At 71.2% G+C, this 19,290-nt stretch carries 21 protein-coding genes; 13 read left to right on the forward strand and 8 right to left on the reverse strand.

Annotated elements, in window-relative coordinates; translation table 11 throughout:
• The first annotated feature begins 5 nt into the window (after window positions 1-5).
• Window positions 6-866 carry a DUF4429 domain-containing protein gene (locus M2283_RS13400; RefSeq protein ID WP_280876397.1) on the forward strand — a complete coding sequence of 287 codons (861 nt, stop codon included), beginning with the start codon at window positions 6-8 and terminating at the stop codon, window positions 864-866.
• A 7-nt stretch (window positions 867-873) separates the two neighbouring features.
• Here M2283_RS13400 and M2283_RS13405 read toward each other — a convergent pair whose 3' ends face one another.
• Window positions 874-1,890: an aldo/keto reductase gene (locus tag M2283_RS13405; RefSeq protein WP_280876398.1), complete on the reverse strand. Its 1,017-nt coding sequence runs from the start codon at window positions 1,888-1,890 to the stop codon at window positions 874-876.
• Window positions 1,887-2,357 carry a MerR family transcriptional regulator gene (locus tag M2283_RS13410; RefSeq protein ID WP_280876399.1) on the reverse strand — a complete coding sequence of 157 codons (471 nt, stop codon included), beginning with the start codon at window positions 2,355-2,357 and terminating at the stop codon, window positions 1,887-1,889. The genes M2283_RS13405 and M2283_RS13410 overlap by 4 nt, the downstream gene beginning before the upstream one ends.
• 97 nt (window positions 2,358-2,454) lie before the next feature.
• Between M2283_RS13410 and M2283_RS13415 the strand changes: the two genes are divergently transcribed.
• The gene (locus M2283_RS13415) at window positions 2,455-2,925 is read left to right on the forward strand and encodes a GNAT family N-acetyltransferase (protein ID WP_280876400.1); all 471 of its coding nucleotides are present in this window, start codon (window positions 2,455-2,457) and stop codon (window positions 2,923-2,925) included.
• Window positions 2,926-2,943: 18 nt separating this feature from the next.
• Entirely contained in the window at window positions 2,944-3,762 is an 819-nt protein-coding gene (locus M2283_RS13420; protein ID WP_280876401.1) for a serine hydrolase domain-containing protein, read from the forward strand.
• Here the strand turns inward: M2283_RS13420 and M2283_RS13425 are convergent.
• Entirely contained in the window at window positions 3,759-4,439 is a 681-nt protein-coding gene (locus tag M2283_RS13425; protein ID WP_280876402.1) for a pirin family protein, read from the reverse strand. The two genes, M2283_RS13420 and M2283_RS13425, sit on opposite strands and share 4 nt — an antisense overlap.
• A gap of 93 nt (window positions 4,440-4,532) precedes the next feature.
• Here M2283_RS13425 and M2283_RS13430 point away from each other — a divergent pair, with 93 nt between their 5' ends.
• The 5 genes from M2283_RS13430 to M2283_RS13450 all read left to right on the forward strand — a co-directional run bounded on the left by M2283_RS13430 (window position 4,533) and on the right by M2283_RS13450 (window position 9,461).
• Window positions 4,533-5,735, forward strand: a complete 1,203-nt coding sequence (locus M2283_RS13430; protein WP_280876403.1) for a PucR family transcriptional regulator — start codon at window positions 4,533-4,535, stop codon at window positions 5,733-5,735.
• A gap of 89 nt (window positions 5,736-5,824) precedes the next feature.
• Entirely contained in the window at window positions 5,825-6,763 is a 939-nt protein-coding gene (locus M2283_RS13435; RefSeq protein WP_280876404.1) for an ACP S-malonyltransferase, read from the forward strand.
• A gap of 16 nt (window positions 6,764-6,779) precedes the next feature.
• Window positions 6,780-7,775: a ketoacyl-ACP synthase III gene (locus M2283_RS13440; protein WP_280876405.1), complete on the forward strand. Its 996-nt coding sequence runs from the start codon at window positions 6,780-6,782 to the stop codon at window positions 7,773-7,775.
• Window positions 7,776-7,856: 81 nt separating this feature from the next.
• Window positions 7,857-8,105 (forward strand): acyl carrier protein, encoded by a 249-nt coding sequence (locus tag M2283_RS13445; RefSeq protein ID WP_004001566.1) that lies wholly within the window; start codon window positions 7,857-7,859, stop codon window positions 8,103-8,105.
• An 84-nt stretch (window positions 8,106-8,189) separates the two neighbouring features.
• Window positions 8,190-9,461: a beta-ketoacyl-[acyl-carrier-protein] synthase family protein gene (locus tag M2283_RS13450; protein ID WP_280876406.1), complete on the forward strand. Its 1,272-nt coding sequence runs from the start codon at window positions 8,190-8,192 to the stop codon at window positions 9,459-9,461.
• 135 nt (window positions 9,462-9,596) lie between these two features.
• Here the strand turns inward: M2283_RS13450 and M2283_RS13455 are convergent, their stop codons facing one another.
• The gene (locus M2283_RS13455; RefSeq protein WP_280876407.1) at window positions 9,597-10,091 is read right to left on the reverse strand and encodes a DUF3145 domain-containing protein; all 495 of its coding nucleotides are present in this window, start codon (window positions 10,089-10,091) and stop codon (window positions 9,597-9,599) included.
• A 270-nt stretch (window positions 10,092-10,361) separates the two neighbouring features.
• Between M2283_RS13455 and M2283_RS13460 the strand changes: the two genes are divergently transcribed.
• Window positions 10,362-11,255: an SGNH/GDSL hydrolase family protein gene (locus M2283_RS13460; RefSeq protein ID WP_280876408.1), complete on the forward strand. Its 894-nt coding sequence runs from the start codon at window positions 10,362-10,364 to the stop codon at window positions 11,253-11,255.
• Between the two features lie 29 nt (window positions 11,256-11,284).
• A complete protein-coding gene (locus tag M2283_RS13465; RefSeq protein WP_280876409.1) occupies window positions 11,285-12,259 on the forward strand; it encodes an aldose epimerase family protein in 975 nt (324 codons plus the stop codon).
• A 135-nt stretch (window positions 12,260-12,394) separates the two neighbouring features.
• Here the strand turns inward: M2283_RS13465 and M2283_RS13470 are convergent, their stop codons facing one another.
• A complete protein-coding gene (locus M2283_RS13470) occupies window positions 12,395-14,812 on the reverse strand; it encodes a beta-glucosidase (RefSeq protein WP_280876410.1) in 2,418 nt (805 codons plus the stop codon).
• A 100-nt stretch (window positions 14,813-14,912) separates the two neighbouring features.
• On the opposite strand from M2283_RS13470, the gene M2283_RS13475 reads away from it, so the two are divergent.
• Window positions 14,913-15,485, forward strand: coding sequence for a TetR/AcrR family transcriptional regulator (locus M2283_RS13475; protein ID WP_432423069.1), 573 nt, complete (start codon window positions 14,913-14,915; stop codon window positions 15,483-15,485).
• 24 nt (window positions 15,486-15,509) lie between these two features.
• Here M2283_RS13475 and M2283_RS13480 read toward each other — a convergent pair whose 3' ends face one another.
• Window positions 15,510-15,899 carry a RidA family protein gene (locus M2283_RS13480; protein WP_280876412.1) on the reverse strand — a complete coding sequence of 130 codons (390 nt, stop codon included), beginning with the start codon at window positions 15,897-15,899 and terminating at the stop codon, window positions 15,510-15,512.
• Between the two features lie 49 nt (window positions 15,900-15,948).
• On the opposite strand from M2283_RS13480, the gene M2283_RS13485 reads away from it, so the two are divergent.
• On the forward strand, window positions 15,949-16,971 hold the full coding sequence (locus M2283_RS13485; RefSeq protein ID WP_432423070.1) for a LysR family transcriptional regulator: 1,023 nt from the start codon (window positions 15,949-15,951) through the stop codon (window positions 16,969-16,971).
• On the opposite strand, the gene M2283_RS13490 is transcribed toward M2283_RS13485, so the two are convergent.
• Together M2283_RS13490 and M2283_RS13495 are read right to left on the reverse strand one after the other, a co-directional pair.
• Window positions 16,914-17,381 carry a nuclear transport factor 2 family protein gene (locus M2283_RS13490; RefSeq protein WP_280876414.1) on the reverse strand — a complete coding sequence of 156 codons (468 nt, stop codon included), beginning with the start codon at window positions 17,379-17,381 and terminating at the stop codon, window positions 16,914-16,916. The genes M2283_RS13485 and M2283_RS13490 overlap by 58 nt on opposite strands.
• Window positions 17,382-17,383: 2 nt before the next feature.
• Window positions 17,384-18,241 (reverse strand): NmrA family NAD(P)-binding protein, encoded by an 858-nt coding sequence (locus M2283_RS13495; RefSeq protein WP_280876415.1) that lies wholly within the window; start codon window positions 18,239-18,241, stop codon window positions 17,384-17,386.
• 111 nt (window positions 18,242-18,352) lie between these two features.
• On the opposite strand from M2283_RS13495, the gene M2283_RS13500 reads away from it, so the two are divergent.
• Entirely contained in the window at window positions 18,353-19,273 is a 921-nt protein-coding gene (locus M2283_RS13500; RefSeq protein WP_280876416.1) for an AraC family transcriptional regulator, read from the forward strand.
• The last annotated feature ends 17 nt before the right edge of the window (window positions 19,274-19,290 follow it).

Raw genomic sequence — 19,290 nt, forward strand, 5'->3', positions numbered from 1 at the left:
ATACGATGAGCCACATGGGTGACGTACTGGCCGGATTTCACGCTGCCTGGGAGTTCGAGTCCGACTCCGTGCTCATCCGCTACGAACGCGGGATTCGGACACCCAAGCTCTTCCAGGCGCTGGGGGAACGGCGTGTCCCGCTCGACGCGATCGCCGGGGTGACACTGACGCCCGGCAAGCGCGGCACGGTCGTCCTGCGGGTCGTTCCGCGGGCCGGGGCGGATCCGTTGATCGAGGCGGCGGCGGGGCAGCTGAAGGAAGCGTGCGATCCGTATCGGCTGGTGTTGTCGGCCGAGCGCGAGACGCTCGCCGAGTACTACGCCGATGAGCTGCGGGCGCGGCTGAGCGGGGACGATGAGCCCGCCGAGCGGTTCTTGGTGGACGCGCCCGAGGCGCCTCGGGCCTTCAAGGCCTATGACGCGAAGGCGTCCTTCGACGGAAAGACCGTGCACTTCCGGTGGTTCTGGACCGGGGCGTCGTCCACGAAGTGGAAGGCCGGCGATCAGAGTTTCCCGGTGACCGAGCTGAGTGGGGTGGAGTGGCGGTCGCCCGAGGTGTTCGAAGGGCATCTGCGGCTGCTGCTGCGGGACGCGGGGACGCAGCCTGCGCAGGCCGATCAGGATCCGGCGGCGGTTGTCTTCGGGCTGGGGTACGGGCCCGTGCATGAGTCGTTGCCGTTCGCGGCGGCTGTTTTGGCTGCGGTACGGGACCGGGGGCCGGTGGCCGCCGTGTCGGCCGGGGCGCCGAGGCGCGATCCGGCCGACATCGCCGAGAGGATCCGTCATCTTGGGGAGCTGCATCAGGCCGGGTTGGTGACTGATGAGGAGTTCTCCGTCAAGAAGGCGGAGCTGCTGGCGGAGTTGTGAGGCGGACCTACTCGCGGCCTGCTGAAGAGAACCGCATGTCCGCGTAGCGGTCGCCCGCTACCTTCGACGCAATTGGTTCCAGGGCTGCCAGTTCCTCTTCCGTCAGGACGATGGCCGTTGCGCCTGCGTTCTCCTCCACCCTTCCCGGCTTGCGGGTGCCCGGGATGGGGACGACCGGCAGATTGTGGACCGTCGCCTGCTGCTGGGCCCAGGCCAGGGCGATCTGGCCGAGGGAAGCCTCGTGACCTGCGGCCACCGTGCGGATCGGGTCCAGGAGGGCCGCGTTGGCCGCCGCGTTCTCGCCTGTGTAGCGGGGCTGTTGGCGGCGGAAGTCGTCGGAGGTGAGTTCCTTGTCGGCGTTGGTGAAGGAGCCGGTGAGGAAGCCTCGGCCGAGCGGGGAGTACGGGACCAGGGCCACGCCCAGTTCGCGCGCCGCCGGCACCACGTTGGGCTCGATGTCCCGGCTGAACAGGGACCATTCCGACTGGACGGCGGCGATGGGGTGGATGGCGTGGGCCGCGCGGAGTTCGGCGGCGGTGACCTCGCTCAGGCCCAGGTGCTTGACCTTGCCCTGGCGGACCAGCTCGGCCATGGCGCCGACGGACTCCTCGATCGGTACGTTCACATCGCGCCGGTGCATGTAGTAGAGGTCGATCTCGTCGACGTCCAGGCGCTTCAGGCTCGCCTCGACGGCCTGGCGGATGTAGGGCGGGTCGTTGCGGATGACCCGGCGCGTGGGCTCGCCCGGCGGGATGGACAGGGCGAACTTGGTCGCGATGACGACCCGGTCCCGGTAGGCCTTGAAGAACGGGGACAGGAAGCGCTCGTTCTCGCCCTGGCCGTACGCGTCCGCCGTGTCGTACAGCGTGATCCCCAGTTCGAGGGCGCGCTCCAGGGTGGCGCGGGACTCCTGCGCGTCCGAGGGGCCGTACGCGAAGCTCATGCCCATGCAGCCCAGGCCCTGGACGCCGACCTCCGGACCGGTGGCGCCGAGTCGCACGGTCGGGATCCTGCCGTTCGTCATCGCACTTTCTCCGCCTCGTAGGCGCGGGCGCCGTCGGCGTCCGCGTAGAAACTGATCTTCCGGTCGAGCACCGCGAGCGTGTCCTGGAGCTCGGCGATCCTCGTCAGTACGTCCCTGCGGGTCGCTTCGAGCAGCTCGAAGCGGTCGCCGAAGGTGTGGTCGCCCTCGCGCACGAGTTCCGCGTACCGGACCATGTCGGCGACCGGCATGCCGGTGAGCCGGAGTTTGCCGACGAGGTCGAGCCAGTCGAGGTCGCGGTTGCTGTAGCGGCGCTGACCGGTGTGGGAGCGGTCGACGTGCGGCATGAGGCCGATGCGCTCGTACCAGCGCAGGGTGTGCGCGGTCAGGCCGGTGAAGGCGACGACCTCGCTGATCGTGTAGCTGTCCTCGCCCTCGGGGCGCCGGTGCGGGTGGGGCGGGGCGCCGCAGAGGTCGGTCCTGGTGGGGGTGGTCTCCATCACCGTCATGCACTTAACGCTATGGCCTTGGAGTGCACTCCAAGCAAGCGGAACAGGTAATAAATCGGCAGGACGCGACGGCGAGGCGCTCGCTAGCGTACGGGCCATGAGTCTCGTACGCCGTGCCGGGCCGGAGGATGCGCCGGAAGTGCTGCGCCTGCGCCAGGTGATGATCGACGCACTGCCGGGGTCGGATCCGTCGACGGAGTGGCACGCGGAGTCGCTGCCCACGTTGCGAAAGAAGCTGGGTGAGAGCGACGGCGACTTCGCCGCGTTCGTCGTGGATCATCCCGAGCGGCCGGAGGGGCTTGCGGCGCTGGTCGTGGGCACGGTCGACTACCGGATCGGGAAGGCGGGCGATCCGCGCGGGGCGGTCGGCTTCGTCTTCAGCGTGGCGACCGACCCGGACGCCCGGCGCCGCGGGTACGCGCGCGCGTGCATGGCGGAGCTGCTGTCCTGGTTCCGCGAGCGGGGCGCCGTCCGGGTCCACCTCACCGCGTCGCCGCAGGCCGAGCCGCTCTACGTCTCCCTCGGCTTCCGCCCCAAGCCGGACCCCTTGCTGGAGCTGCGCCTGTGAGCGCATAGGCTCGACGGCATGTCGCTGAAGAGCCTCGCGCTGATCGAGAACTGGCCGGTTCCCACCGCCGCGGCGGGCGCCGTACGCGCGGACGGCACGCTCCTGGGCACGCACGGCCCGGCGGACCACCGCTTCCCGCTGGCCTCGGTCACCAAGCCGCTCACCGCGTACGCCGCCCTCGTCGCGTACGAGGAGGGGGCGATCGACCTCGACGAACCGGCCGGTCCGCCCGGCGCGACGGTGCGGCATCTGCTCGCGCACACCTCGGGCCTAGCCTTCGACGAACACCGCGTGACGGCTCCGCCCGGTGAGCGGCGGCTGTACTCCAACGCCGGTTTCGAGCAGCTCGGCGAGCACATCGCCACGGCCACGGAGATCCCCTTCGCCGACTACCTGCACCAGGCGGTGCTCGAACCGCTCGGCATGACCGCCACCTCCCTCGACGGCTCCCCCGCGAAGGACGGCGTCTCGACGGTCGAGGACCTGCTCCGCTTCGCCGCCGAGGTCCAGGCCCCGCGCCTGCTCGACCCGCGCACGGTCGCCGAGGCGATGACGGTCCAGTACCCGGGCACCAAGGGCGTCCTGCGGGGCTACGGCCACCAGAACCCCAACGACTGGGGCCTCGGCTTCGAGATCCGTGACTCCAAGTCCCCGCACTGGACGGGCGGTTCGTCCTCCCCGCGCACCTTCGGCCACTTCGGCCAGTCGGGTACGTTCCTGTGGCTCGACCCGGACGCGGGCGCGGCCTGTGTCGCCCTGACGGACCGGGCGTTCGGGCCCTGGGCGATCGAGGCGTGGCCGCCGTTCACGGACGCGGTGCTCGCCGAACTCCCCTAGCCCTGGCCCCAGTTCTGACCCTGGCCCGCCATCTCCCACACCAGCAGCTCGACGGGCGTCACCCCCACCGCCTCGACCCCCTTCGCGTCGGTGATGCGGGCCGCGTCCCCCGCCCCCAACTCCTCGCCGTCCAGCCGGACTTCGCCGCGCACGACATGGACGTACACATAGGCCCCGTCCGGCACGGCCGACCGCTCCCCCACGCCCAGTCGCCGTACGTGCAGCATCGCGCCCGCCTCCGGGACGGCGTACGGCGTGGAGTCGGCGATGCCGTGGACGATCTCGTAGACGGGGTCGCCGCCCGGCCGCAGCGGGGCCAGCCACATCTGTACGAAGACCAGGGGCGCCGAGCCGTCGTTGCGCTCCACGTGCCGTACGCCCGCTCCCGAGCTGAGGCGCTGGACGTCTCCGGGGCGGACGACCGTCTCGTGGCCGGTGGAGTCCCGGTGGGTCAGCTCGCCCTCGACCACCCACGTGACGATCTCGGTGTGGCTGTGCGGATGCTCGTCGAAGCCGGCGCCGGGGGCCAGGCGCTCCTCGTTGCAGGCGATGACCGCACCGAAGCGGAGGTTGCCGGGGGCGTAGTGCGGGCCGAACGAGAAGGCGTGCCACGACTCGATGCCGGCCGCCGGCTCGCCCCCTGGATAGCGCGCAGCAGCGCGCCGTACGTCCGTCACGGAGACCACCGTAGACCTGTGACGGCGCCGGTGAGGGCCGTGCGCGACACCCGCCCACGCACGCCACCGTCCCGATGAGGCAGTCTTGTCCCCGTGCCCGAACCCGAAGCCAGTCAGCCCGGCGCCCCGGTGCCCGTCCATTCGCACTCCGCGACCCTGAGGCGCCTTGAGAAGTCGTCCGGCAGTCTCGCCGCGCAGGCCATCGCGCGGATGGACGAGACGCTGCCGTGGTACCGGGCGATGCCCCCGGAGAACCGTTCCTGGATCGGGCTGGTCGCCCAGGCGGGTATCGCCGCGTTCACCGAGTGGTTCCGGCGCCCCGACGCCCCGCAGGCCATCTCCACCGACGTGTTCGGCACCGCGCCCCGTGAGCTGACCCGGGCGATCACGCTGCGGCAGACGGTCGAGATGGTGCGGACCACCATCGAGGTCATGGAGTCCGCGATCGACGAGGTCGCGGCCCCCGGCGACGAGAGCGTGCTGCGCGAGGCGCTGCTGGTGTACGCCCGCGAGATCGCGTTCGCCACCGCCCAGGTGTACGCCCAGGCCGCCGAGGCACGCGGTGCCTGGGACGCGCGCCTGGAGTCGCTCGTGGTCAACGCGGTGCTGAGCGGGGAGGCCGACGAGGGCGCCGTCAGCCGGGCCGCGGCCCTCGGGTGGAACGCGCCCGAGCATGTCTGCGTCGTCCTGGGGACCGCGCCCGACGGGGACTCCGAGCTGACCGTCGAGGCCATCCGGCGGGCCGCGCGCCACGCCAAGCTGCAGGTGCTCACCGGCGTGCTCGGCGACCGGCTCGTGGTGATCGCCGGTGGCAGCGACAACCCGATCGCCGTCGCCAAGTCGCTGATCGGGCCCTTCGCCGCAGGTCCCGTGGTGGCCGGACCCGTCGTGCCCGACCTGCTCGCCGGGACGAGGTCCGCGCAGGCCGCGGCCGCCGGGCTCAAGGCGTGTTCCGCCTGGCAGGACGCCCCGCGGCCGGTCCTCGCGGACGATCTGCTGCCGGAGCGGGCGATGGCCGGGGATCCCGGCGCGCGTGAGCAGTTGGTGGAGGAGATCTACAGACCGCTGGAGGAAGCCGGGTCGGCACTTCTGGAAACGCTCTCGGTCTATCTCGAACAGGCGAGCAGTCTCGAAGGCGCCGCCCGAATGCTCTTCGTGCATCCGAACACCGTGCGCTACCGGCTTCGACGTGTGACTGACGTCACCGGCTGGTCGCCTTCGGATGTACGGTCGGCGTTCACGTTGCGGATCGCGCTGATCCTGGGACGTCTGGCCGATGGAGATCTCCAGGCCTAGCCTTTTGTCGGGGCCCTACAAAACCGCCCCGTGTTCTTCGTCCCTGTCCCCACGGGCGGTCGTGGCCGTCCGCAAGAGAGAGTGTGAGAGTGCTCGTACTCGTCGCTCCCGGCCAGGGCGCTCAGACGCCCGGCTTCCTGACTCCCTGGCTCGAACTCCCCGGTGCCGCCGACCGCGTCGCCGCGTGGTCGGACGCCATCGGCCTGGACCTCGCCCACTACGGCACGCAGGCCGACGCGGACGCGATCCGTGACACCGCCGTCGCCCAGCCGCTGCTGGTCGCCGCCGGGCTCCTGTCCGCCTCCGCCCTGGGTGACATCACCCCGGGCGCGGTCGCGGGCCACTCCGTCGGCGAGATCACCGCCGCCGCCTTCGCGGGCGTCCTGGACGACACCGCCGCGCTGACCCTCGTACGCAAGCGGGGTCTGGCCATGGCCGACGCCGCCGCGATCACCGAGACCGGCATGTCGGCGCTGCTCGGCGGCGACCCCGAGGTCTCCGTCGCGCACCTGGAGAAGCTGGGGCTGACCCCGGCCAACGTGAACGGCGCGGGCCAGATCGTCGCGGCCGGCACGCTGGAGCAGCTCGCCGCGCTGGCCGAGGACAAGCCCGAGGGCGTCCGCAAGGTCGTCCCGCTCAAGGTCGCCGGCGCCTTCCACACGCACCACATGGCCCCCGCCGTCGACGCGCTGGCCAAGGCCGCCGCGGATCTCACGCCGGGCGACCCGAAGCTGCCGTACGTCTCCAACAAGGACGGGCGGACGGTCGCGACCGGCGCCGAGATCCTGGAGCGGCTCGTCGGTCAGGTCGCCAACCCGGTCCGCTGGGACCTGTGCATGGAGACCTTCAAGGAGCTCGGCGTCACGGCCCTGGTCGAGGTGTGCCCCGGCGGCACCCTGACCGGCCTCGCCAAGCGCGCGCTGCCCGGTGTGAAGACGCTGGCCCTCAAGACCCCCGACGACCTCGACGCGGCTCGCGAGCTCATCGCCGAGACGCTCACATCTGCCGCTGACGCGGCGGGTGCCTGACAAGGAGCCCGAGAGCATGTCGAAGATCAAGCCCAGCAAGGGCGCCCCGTATGCGCGCATCCTGGGCGTCGGCGGCTACCGGCCGACCCGGGTCGTGCCGAACGAGGTGATCCTCGAGACGATCGACTCCTCCGACGAGTGGATCCGTTCGCGCTCGGGCATCGAGACCCGGCACTGGGCCAACGCCGAGGAGACGGTCGCCGCGATGTCGATCGAGGCGTCCGGCAAGGCGATCGCCGATGCCGGGATCTCCGCCGAGCAGATCGGCGGCGTGATCGTCTCGACCGTCTCGCACTTCAAGCAGACCCCTGCCGTGGCGACGGAGATCGCCGACAAGCTCGGCACCAACAAGGCAGCCGCGTTCGACATCTCGGCGGGCTGCGCCGGCTTCGGCTACGGCCTCACCCTCGCCAAGGGCATGATCGTCGAGGGCAGCGCCGAGTACGTGCTCGTCATCGGCGTGGAGCGGCTGTCCGACCTGACCGACCTGACCGACCGTGCGACGGCCTTCCTGTTCGGTGACGGCGCGGGCGCGGTCGTCGTGGGCCCCGCCAAGGAGCCGCACATCGGCCCGACCGTCTGGGGCTCCGAGGGCGACAAGTCCGAGACCATCAAGCAGACCGTGCCGTGGACCGAGTACGACAGCACGGGCAAGTTCCCTGCCATCACGCAGGAGGGCCAGGCGGTGTTCCGCTGGGCCGTGTTCGAGATGGCGAAGGTCGCCCAGCAGGCGCTGGACGCGGCCGGAATCACCGCGAACGACCTGGACGTCTTCATTCCCCACCAGGCCAACGAGCGGATCATCGACTCGATGGTGAAGACGCTGAAACTGCCGGAGCACGTCACGGTCGCGCGTGACGTACGCACCACCGGCAACACCTCGGCCGCCTCGATTCCGCTCGCGATGGAGCGGCTTCTGGCGACCGGTGAGGCGAAGAGCGGCGACACCGCGCTCGTCATCGGCTTCGGGGCGGGTCTCGTGTACGCCGCGACGGTCGTTACCCTCCCCTAGGCACTGCGTGCCGGATCATCATCGGGTCCGTCACGGGCATCACCGCCAAACCCTCTGGATCACAAAGAAGGAGCGCCTGACATGGCCGCCACTCAGGAAGAGATCGTCGCCGGTCTCGCCGACATCGTGAACGAGATCGCCGGCATCCCGGTTGAGGACGTCCAGCTGGACAAGTCCTTCACCGACGACCTGGACGTCGACTCGCTGTCCATGGTCGAGGTCGTCGTCGCCGCCGAAGAGCGCTTCGACGTCAAGATCCCCGACGAGGACGTCAAGAACCTCAAGACGGTCGGCGACGCGACCGACTACATCCTCAAGCACCAGGGCTGAGTCACCGCTCAGACCCGACTGCATGGCCCCGCCACCCGGCGGTGGCGCCGCTGAATCCTCGTAATCGTTGGAGAAAGAATTCCCGTGAGCCCGACCAATCGCACCGTGGTCGTCACCGGTATCGGCGCAACCACACCGCTGGGTGGCGACGCAGCCTCGACCTGGGAGGGGATGGTCGCCGGCAGGTCCGGTGTGAAGCCCCTGGAGCAGGAGTGGGCCGCCGAGCAGGCGGTCCGGATCGCCGCGCCCGCCGCCGTCGACCCCTCCGAGGTCATCCCGCGTCCGCAGGCCCGCCGCCTGGACCGCTCGGCGCAGTTCGCGCTGATCGCGGCCAAGGAGGCCTGGGCCGACGCCGGTTTCACCGACAAGGCCGGTGAGGACGCGGCCGTCGACCCCGACCGCCTGGGCACCGTCATCGCCTCCGGCATCGGCGGTGTGACGACCCTGCTCGACCAGTACGACGTGCTGAAGGAGAAGGGCGTCCGCCGCGTCTCCCCGCACACCGTTCCCATGCTGATGCCCAACGGCCCGTCCGCCAACGTGGGTCTGCTCGTGGGCGCCCGGGCGGGCGTGCACACGCCGGTCTCCGCCTGCGCGTCGGGCGCCGAGGCCATCGGCTACGCCATCGAGATGATCCGTACGGGCCGCGCCGACGTCGTCGTCGCGGGCGGCACGGAGGCGGCGATCCACCCGCTGCCCATCGCCGCGTTCGGCAACATGATGGCGATGTCCAAGAACAACGACGACCCGCAGGGCGCCTCGCGTCCCTACGACACCGGCCGGGACGGCTTCGTCCTCGGCGAGGGTGCCGGCGTGATCGTCCTGGAGTCCGCCGAGCACGCCGCCAAGCGCGGTGCCCGCGTGTACGCGGAGGCGGTCGGACAGGGCATCTCCGCCGACGGCCACGACATCGTGCAGCCGGAGCCGGAGGGGCGCGGTATCTCGCACGCCCTGCAGAACCTGCTCGACAACACCGACCTGGACCCGGCGGAGATCGTGCACGTGAACGCGCACGCGACCTCCACGCCGGCCGGTGACGTGGCCGAACTGAAGGCGCTGCGCAAGGTGTTCGGCGACGACGCCGACCACATGGCGGTCTCCGCGACCAAGTCGATGACCGGTCACCTGCTCGGCGGCGCCGGCGGTGTCGAGACGGTCGCGACCGTCCTCGCGCTGTACAACCGGCTCGCCCCGCCGACCATCAACGTCGAGAACCTCGACCCGGAAGCGGAGGCCAACGCGGACGTCGTCCGCGGCGAGGCCCGCAAGCTTCCTGTCGAGGGCCGCATCGCCGCGCTGAACGACTCGTTCGGGTTCGGCGGGCACAACGTGGTGCTTGCGTTCCGTACGGTCTGAGAATTGCCGTGAACGGCGTTTGGCCCGCTCCCCGGGTTGGGGGCGGGCCACTTCGTCGTTTGTCGGCTGCCGGCCGGTGGGGGCTGGTCGCGCAGTTCCCCGCGCCCCTTAGGGAGATGCACCTGACGGCGTTTCTCAGACCACCTGGTGCAGCCACCGCACGGGGGCACCCTCGCCCGCATACCTGAACGGTTCCAACTCGTCGTCCCACGGCTTGCCCAGGAGCTTGGCGATCTCCGCTTCCAGGTCCGTCTCGCCCTGTTGGGAGCGGATCAGGGCGGCGCGCAGGCGGTCCTCCGGGATGAGGATGTCGCCGTGGATGCCGGTGACGGCGTGGAAGATGCCGAGTTCGGGGGTGCAGCTGTAGCGCTCGCCCTCGGCGGTGGCGCAGGGCTCGGCGGTGACCTCGAAACGCAGCAGGTGCCAGCCGCGCAGGGCGGAGGCGAGCTTGGACGCGGTGCCGGGCTGGCCCTGCCAGGAGAACTCGGAGCGCCAGGTGCCGGGCGCGGCCGGTTGCCGGATCCAGTCGAGGTTGACGCGGGTGCCGAGTACGCCGGCTACGGCCCATTCGACGTGTGGGCACAGCGCGCGCGGCGCGGAGTGCACGTACAGAACTCCACGTGTCGTCACCGGGACCTCCGGGCTGAGCGGGACATCTTGCTGACTGGCGGGCGGTTGTGGCGGGTCGGCCACGTTGATGGCGAGGCTACCGTGCGGTGGCGCAAGGAGTGTGACGTACCGTCCGTCCTGATGCCCCGAAACGCCTGCCATTCACCCGGCAGGACGCCTGTACGGCGTGAACCGTTGCACGGTGCGTGGATCGGGAACTCTCGCGCGTTGTTATGGACGGAGACCGGTGGATGTCTGCCGGTGTGCGCCGAGTGAGGGGATCACCAGCCTATGCGGAAGCCCAGCCACCGCTCTCGGACCGTGCTGGCCGCCGTGACGGCGACCGTCCTGGGTGTCGCCGCGTGCGACGCCTCCGGTGGCAACTCCGCCGGGCCGGGCGGCATCAAGGCGCAGAAGGTGAAGCCGTCCCCCACGCCGACGTGGGACGCGAGTCCGGGCTCGGTCGCCGCCGTGGGCGACTCGATCACGCGCGGCTTCGACGCCTGTTCGGTGCTGTCGGACTGCCCGGAGGTGTCATGGGCGACGGGCGACAGCGAGCGGGTGGACAGTCTCGCCGTGCGGCTGCTGGGCAGGGCGAAGGCGGCCGAGCGCAGTTGGAACTACGCGGTGACCGGGGCCCGGATGGCCGACCTGTCCGGCCAGCTGACGCAGGCCGCGGTGAAGAAGCCGCAGTTGGTGACGGTGATGGTGGGCGCGAACGACGCCTGCCGCTCCTCCACCTCGGCGATGACGTCGGTGGCCGACTTCCGCACCGACTTCGAGGACGCCCTGAGTTCACTGCGCACGCGGCTGCCGAAGACGCAGGTGTACGTGGCGAGCGTGCCGAACCTGAAGCGGCTGTGGTCCCAGGGGCGCAGCAACGCGCTGGGCAAGCAGGTGTGGAAGCTCGGCATCTGCCCCTCGATGCTGGGCGACGCGGACGCGCTGGACTCGGCGGCGACCCTGCGCCGGGACACCGTGCAGCAGCGGGTCGAGGACTACAACAAGGTGCTTGAGGAGATCTGCGCCAAGGACCGCCGGTGCCGCTTCGACGGCGGCGCGGTCTACGACTACCGGTTCGGCACCGACCAGTTGAGCCACTGGGACTGGTTCCACCCGAGTGTGAACGGCCAGGCCCGACTGGCGGAGATGGCCTACCGTGCCGTCGTCGCGAAAGAGGCGTGACGCGGGGGCCGTGACTTAGGGTTCCGCTCATGAGCGAACAGTTCGGCACACTTTCCGACGGCACCCCGGTGCACCGCTGGACCCTGGAGCGGTCCGGCGTCCGGGTGCGGATCCTCTCGTACGGCGGGATCGTGCAGTCGGTCGAGGTCCCGGACCGGGAGGGGCGGACCGGGAACGTGGTGCTCGGGTTCGCCGACCTGGACGGCTATCTCACGCACCCGGAGCCGTATCTCGGTGCCCTGGTCGGCCGGTACGCCAACCGGATCGCGGGCGGCCGCTTCCCGCTGGACGGCGTGACGTACGCGCTCGCGCAGAACACCCCGCCCAACTCCCTGCACGGCGGCGAGCGCGGCTTCGACAAGCGCGTGTGGGACGTGACGCCGGTCGACGGGCACGGACTTCGGCTGAGCCGGGTCGGTCCGCACGGCGAGGAGGGGTTCCCGGGCCGCGTCGAGGTCTCGGCGACGTACACGCTCGACGACTCCGGCGCGCTGCGCATCGCCTACGAGGCGGTGACGGACGCGCCGACCGTGGTGAACCTGACGAACCACTCGTACTGGAACCTGGCCGGCGGCGGGAACGCGGGCGGTCACGAACTGCGGCTCGACGCCTCCCACTACACCCCCGTCGACGCCGATCTGATCCCGACCGGCGTTCTGGAGGAGGTGGCGGGGACGCGCTTCGACTTCCGGGAGGCACGGAAGGTCGGGGCCGGCTACGACCACAACTTCGTGCTCGACGGCGGGGTGACGCGGGCCGCGCGGGAGGTCGGCGAGCTGTACGACCCGGCGTCCGGTCGCGTCCTGACCGTCTCGACCACCGAACCGGGGCTCCAGCTGTACACCGCGGACCACCTGCGCGAGCCCTTCGCTCCCGGTGACGCGATCGCCCTGGAGACCCAGCACTTCCCCGACTCCCCGAACCGGCCGGAGTTCCCGAGCACGGTGCTGCGGCCGGGCGAGGTGTACCGGTCGGAGACGGTGTACGGATTCACCGTCCGCTAAGGGCTCTTGAAGGCCCTTGAGCGAACCGCCTCGTCCGCCGAGGGCCCCGGAAAACCACGCGCCCGAAAACCACTTCGCCCCGGTCCAGGGGTCAGGTCCCGGACCGGGGCAGCTCGTGGGGAAGTTCGTCCCGGGTCAGACGTTAATCGTCGCGGTGATCCTGCGGTCGGTGATCGAGCGGCCGACCTGGATCTCGTACGAACCCTTCACAAACGACCACCCGTTGGTCGCCTCGTCCCAGATCTCGAAGGCGCGGCGCGGGAGTTCGATGACGGCGTCGGTGGTCTCGCCGGGTCCGGCCTCGACGCTCGCGAATCCGGCCAGCCAGCGGCCGGGGCGGTCGGTGGTGGGCTGCGCCGGGGCGAGGTAGAGCTGGACGATCTCGCGGCCGGGGCGCGCGCCGGAGTTGCGGACGCGGATGGTGGCGGTCGCGCCGTTCACGTCGACGGACTCATACGTCCAGTCGGTGTAGCCGAGGCCGTGGCCGAAGGGGTACGAGGGGGTGCGGCCCGTCTTCTCCCAGGCGCGGTAGCCGATGAAGACGCCCTCGGTGTACGGGAGTTCGCCGTCGACGGGGGTCACCTGGGTGACCGGGGCGTCGGCCAGGGCGCCCCAGGTGGTGGGCAGCCGGCCGCCCGGCTCGTGCGCGCCGGTGAGGACGTCCGCGAGGGCCGCGCCGCCTTCCTGGCCGGGGAACCAGCTGAGCAGCACGGCGGACACGTCGTCGCGCCAGGGCAGTTCGACCGGGGAGCCGGAGTTGACGATCACGACGGTGTTCGGGTTGGCGGCGGCGACGGCGCGGACCAGGTCGTCCTGGCGGCCGGGCAGTTGGAGGTCCTTGCGGTCGAAGCCCTCCGACTCGACGCGCTCGGTGGTGGCGACCACGACGACGGCGGTGTCGGCCGCGCGGGCCGACTCGACGGCCTCGGCGATCAGTTCGTCGGCGTCGCGCTGCGGCTCCTGGTGGGCGAGGGCGAAGGTGACGACCTTGAAGGGGACGCCCTCGGGGAGCGCGAAGACATGGGTGAGGGAGACCTCGACCGGCTCACCGGCGACGAGTTCGGCCTGGGCGCGGGGCACCGGGGCGCCGAACATGGCCTCGAAGGGGTCGCTGTCGTCGGTGGGGAGCTGGACGTCGTCGTAGTACGTGGTGCCGGCGACGGAGAGGGTGAAGCGGCCCATGCCCTTGATGCCGAAGGTGTGCGGGCCGCTGTCGCGCGGGGTGAAGGTGCCGGTCAGCTCGACGGTGTGGAGGATCTCGTGGGTGACGCCGTCGGGGAGGTCCGAACCCATCCACTGGATATGCCCGTTGGGCACGGAACGGGTGCCGATGACCTCGCCCGCCGCGTCACGGCAGACCGCGCGCAGCTCGAACCCCTGGTCGGCGACGGCGAGTTCGGTGGCGGGGTCGGCGCCGACGGTGTACGTGAGGGTGCCGTCGGGGAGGGCGGCGGTGAGGCCGTCGAGCGGGGAGACGACATGGGCCGGGAAGACCGTGGCGGAGCCGCCGCCGAGGACGCGGGCGTCGCGGGCGGCGGCGCCGATGAGGGCGACCGTGCGATTCGCCCGCAGCGGGAGCGCGCCCCGCTCGTTGCGGACGAGGACGAAGGCGCGGCGGGCGATCTCGCGGGCCAGCTCCTCGCCGTCGACGGGCTCGGGCGGTGCGGTGACGGCGGGTTCGGCGCCCTCCAGGATGCCGACGCGGGCGGCGAGCCGCAGGACGCGGCGCACGGCCTCGTCGACGGTGGCCTCCTCGACCTCACCGTCCCGGACGGCCTTGGCGAGGGCCTCGCCGTACACGGTCCGCGGGCCCGGCATGGCGACGTCCAGACCGCCCTCGACGGCGGCGACCGTGTCGCGGGCGGCGCTCCAGTCGGAGACGTTGTAGCCGTCGAAGTCCCATTCACCGCGCAGGACTTCGTTCACCAGATACCGGTGCTCGGTCATCGTCGTGCCGTTGACCGTGTTGTACGCGGTCATGATGCCCCACGGGTGGGCGTTCTCGACGATGTGCTCGAAGGGCGCCAAGTACAGCTCGCGCAGGGCGCGTTGGGAGACCAGGTTGTCGACGGTGAAGCGGTCGGTCTCGGCGTCGTTGGCGACGAAGTGCTTGACGGTGGTGCCGACACCGCCCGCCTGTACGCCGCTCACGTACCCGGCGCCGATCCGCCCCGTCAGGTAGGGGTCCTCGCTGTACGCCTCGAAGTGCCGTCCGCCGAGCGGGGACCGGTGCAGGTTGACCGTCGGGGCGAGCAGCACGTGGACGCCCTTGCGGCGGGCCTCCTGGGCGAGCAGCACACCGGCGCGGTGGGCCAACTCCGGGTCCCAGGTGGCCGCGAGGGCGGTCGGAGAGGGCAGGGCGACGGAGGGATCGTCGGCGGTCCAGCGCACGCCCCGGACGCCGATCGGGCCGTCGGACATGACGAGGGACTTCAGTCCGATCTCCGGCAGCGCGGGCAGGGACCAGGTGTCCTGGCCGGCCAGCAGCCGGGCCTTGGCGTCCAGGTCCAGCTTGCCGAGCGCGACCTCGACGGCGGATTCCGTTCCCCCCATGGGAGTGCCTCCTCATTGAGTGCCTACGGTCCCCCCATCCTGCCTCGATTACCTGTAGAGCGGTAGGTTTCGTTACCTCGCAGTTACTTTTCGCGGCCGTGTGCCGTACCGTGACGGCATGAGGGCCAGGAGCGAGGAGCGGCGGGCGGAGATCGTCCGGGCCGCCCTTGAGGTGATCGCCGAGCGCGGCTACCGGGGGGCGAGCCTCGCGGCGGTGGCCGAGCGGGTCGGGCTGACCCAGCAGGGGCTGCTGCACCACTTCCCGACGAAGGAGGCGCTGCTGGTGGCCGTCCTGAAGGAACGGGACCGGTGGGACGCGGTGCCGGACACCCAGTGGCGGGTGGATCTGCTCGCCGCCCTCGTCGAGTACAACGCCATGCGCCCGGCGATCATCCAGACCTTCTCGGCACTGCTCGGCGAGAGCGTGACGGAGGGACATCCGGCGCGGGAGTACTTCACCGAGCGGTACACGCGAGTGCGGGCGAACATGGCGGACGTGCTGCGCGCCGAGTACGGCGACCGTCTGCCGAGCGGCCTCACTCCCGAGCGGGGCGCGCCACTGTTGGTCGCGGTGATGGACGGGCTCCAGTACCAGTGGCTCCTGGACCCGGAGTCGGTGGACATGCCGGGGGCGTTCCGGGACTTTCTCGCGCTGCTGGGTGAGGAAGCCTGAGCTGGAGGTCCGGGCTGTTGGTCATCACTCCGGCGCGGGCACCGCGGCAACGACCTCGATCTCGATCTGCGCCTCGGGGCGGAACAGTCGCGAGGCCTCGAAGGTCATGCTCGTCGGCGGGGTCCCGGTGAGGAACTCCCGTCGTACAGAACCGTATTCGGGCAGCTTGTCGATGTCGGTCAGGTACGAGCGGATGTTGATGACGTGGTCCAGGGTCGCCCCGTGGGCCCGGAGCAGCGCGTCCAGCGCCTCGAAGATCCCGCGCGTCTGCTCGGCGAGCGTGTCACCCTCGGCGATCTGCCCGGAGACGAACAACAGGGCGCTGCCGTCGGGGTGTTCGACGCGGGCGACCTGGGAGTAGTAGGGGCTCGCGGGCTGGGGCGCGGTGGGCGGGTTGTCCAGGGTGATACGCATGCCCTCGACGCTAGGGGCGGCCGTGTGATGCGACAAGCGAATGTCTAGCATGGGTGCCATGCCGAATCAGCATCACGCGGGGTCGCGGGCGGCTGCGGACGTACCCGATGTCTCGACGACTTGGCTGCGCGTGTTCCTGGAGGTCGCCCGGCACGGTTCGTTCACCGTGGCCGCGCGAACGCTCGGGTGGACGCAGTCGGCCGTGTCGCGGCAAATCTCCGCGCTGGAAGGGGCGTTGGGCGGTGGACCGCTCTTCGACCGGTTGCCGCGCGGGGTACGGCTCACGGAGGCGGGCCGGGTCCTCGTCCCGCACGCGGAGTCCGTCGCAGAGATCCTGTACGGCGTCGCCCGCGAGTTGACGGACCTGCGCGAAGTGGCGGGCGGGCGGCTGCGGTTCGGGGCGTTCCCGACGGCCGACGCGGCGCTGGTGCCGCACGCCCTGGCCGCGTTCCGCACCCGGCATCCCGGGGTCCGCCTCTCCCGCGAGGAGGGCCTGACACCCCGGCTCCTGGACCGGCTGACCACCGGCCACCTCGACCTGGCGGTCGTCTCGACGACGGCCGGCGCCCCACTGGAACCGTACGAACTCCACCACCTCCTCGACGAGTCCCTGTACGTCGCCGTCCCCGCCGGCCACCCCCTGGCGGGCTCCGCGTCTCCGGTCCGGCTCGGCCGGTTCGCCGACGCCGACTGGATCTCGGGCAGCCCCCGCCCCGAGGGCACCCTTCTGGACGCGGCCCTGCGCCAGGGCTTCCGGCCGCGCGTGGCGCACGTCGTCGCCGAATGGACCGCCAAGCAGGGGTACGTCGCGGCCGACCTCGGCGTGGCCCTGGTGCCGGCGCTCGCCGCCGGGTCCGTACGCCCGGACATCGCACTGTTGCGGGTGCTCGACGAGGGAGCGCCGGCGCGGGCGGTGTACGCGGCGACGGCGCGGGGGCGGACGCCGGCGTCTGCGGTCGAGGCGTTCGTGGGGGTGTTGCGGGAGGGGGCGGGGCGGGTGCGCGGGGTTGAGACTTACGCGTCCGGTGGCGGCCAGCCGACGGCTCGGAAGACGGCGACGGGGTCCAAGTAGTCCCGCCAGTGGGTCACTCCGCGGTCCTTGACGGTGATCACGGAGACGAAGTGGTTGTCGTAGGCGCGGCCGGTGTGGACGGCCCGTCCGTGCACCGCGTACTCGAGGACGACCACGGACGTCTCGGGGTCCCGGTGGACGGCGAGTTCGTCGGCGCTGTGCAGGACCATGACGTCGCCGTAGCCGCGGTAGAGGTCGGCGACTGCGTGGCGGCCGTGGACCTGGCGCGGGTATCCGGGTACGGAGATCACGTACTCGAAGACCACGTCCTCGGCGAGAAGGCCGAAGAAGTGGTCGCCGTCGACGAGGTCCGCCAACCCCTCCTGGACGATGCGGAAGAAGGGGCCCAGCGCGGCGAAGTCGTCGATGTTGTCGATGCCGTTGACGTTGTTGATGTCTTCCGTGGACATGGTCACCCCACCACCGGAGCGGTCCAGGCGCGGACGTTGCGCCGCGCGAAGTCGTGGAAGGTGCTGGGCAGTTGGCCGGTTACCTTCTCGATGTCGTCGTTGGGTGTGGAGCCGTTGCCGGAGATGATGCCGCCGGTCAGCCAGCGGAGCATCACCGCGTAGTCGGCGGGGACGAGGCCGGCCGCGACCGCGCCGCCGATCCATACCTCGGGGTCGAGGTCCTGGTGCCGGACGGGCCGGCTGGTCAACGCGGCGATGGTGTCGGCGACTTGGCCGACCGTGAGGGCCTGCGGTCCGGTGGGCGCGTACTGCGCACCGGCGTGGGCCTCGGGGGCGAGCAGCGTCTCGACCGCGACGGCGGCGATGTCGGCCGCGTCCACGAAGGCCTCCGTGCCACCGCCGGTCGGTACCGTGATCACGCCGTCGATGACCGGCAGATGGGCGTCGCTGAAGTTCTGCATCACCCATGCGGGGCGGAGGATGGAGTGCGTGAGGGCTCCTCGCGCGGCGAGGCCGTCCTCAACTGCCTTGATGTCGACCTCGGTTGGCGCCTGGTCGCCGCCGTAGGTGCTGAGGTACGTCACGTGTCGCACGCCCGCCGCTTCCGCGAGGTCGAGGAAGGCGGCCACCTGGTCGGCGTAGGAGACGCGCAGTACGGGCGTGACGAGGTAGAGGCGGTCGGTGCCGGTGAGGGCGGCGGTGTGGGTGGTCGGGTCGTCCCAGTCGAACGGCACGTCGGCGCCGTGGCGCGCGGCGGTGCGGGTGGCGAGCCCCCGCTCGGCGAGCTTCGTCGCGACGAGTGAGCCGGTCCGCCCGGTGCCGCCGAGGACGAGTACGGCGGTCTGTGATGGGGCATTCATGCGTCAATCGTGAGGTGGTGCTCCGAGTGAATCAATGTGCGAATCGCTCACTTCTTTACGTCAGACGCTTGGATTGATGCCCACTGCGGCCGTCTGGCTGATACTGACCGGGTGGACATACTGCACGATCACCTTGCGCGGGCCCGCGCCTCCGGTGCCGTCTTCGCCCGGACGGTGGCCGAGCCGCCGTGGGGGCTGCGGCTGGCCGGTTCGATCCAGCTGTCCGTGCACACGGTCGTGCGGGGCAGGGGGTGGTTGTGGCTCCACGACGACCCCGGCAGCGCGATGGAGCTCGTGCCGGGCGAGGTGACGCTCGTCCGTGGCGGCCCCGATCACTTCATCGCGCACGAGCCGGGCGCCGACTGCCTGGAACCCGAGGACTTCCGGGCGCGGCATGCCGGTGACGGGAGTTCCGATAACCCGCGGGCGACCGTCTTCCTCTGCGGCGCCTATCGGTTCTCGGGCGACATCGGCAACGGGCTGCTGGAGGCGCTGCCGCAGACACTGACCCTGTCGGCGGCGGTCGGCGATCCGCTGAGGGACGTAATCGCGCTGCTGTCCCACGAGTTGGCCACCCCGGCGCCGGGCGAGCCGGGCGGACCCACCGTGCTGGACCGACTCCTCGACGTCCTCCTCGTGTTCGCCATCCGCAACGACTTCCGCCGCAGCCCGACCGCGCCTCGCTGGTACCGGGCGTCCACGGACCCCCGGCTGAACGCCGCGCTCCAAGCCATGCACGAGAACGCCGCCCACCCCTGGTCCATCCCCGAACTCGCCGCCCTCAGCGGCCTGTCCAGAGCCGCCTTCGCCCGCACCTTCCGCGACGCCCTGGGTCAGACCCCCATGCAGTACCTGACCGACTGGCGAATGGCCCTCGCCCGCGACCACCTGCGCACCGGCGAACTCGGCATGAGCGCCATCTCCCACGCCGTCGGCTACGGCTCGCCGTACGCGTTCGCGGCCGCCTTCCGACGCCATCACGGGGAGCCGCCCGGGAGCTGGCGACAGCGGGAGCGGCAGCAGGATCGGTGAGTGTCGTAGCGTAAAGC

It is taken from the genome of Streptomyces pseudovenezuelae, from assembly GCF_029892565.1.
Taxonomy (GTDB): Bacteria; Actinomycetota; Actinomycetes; order Streptomycetales; family Streptomycetaceae; genus Streptomyces; species Streptomyces pseudovenezuelae_A.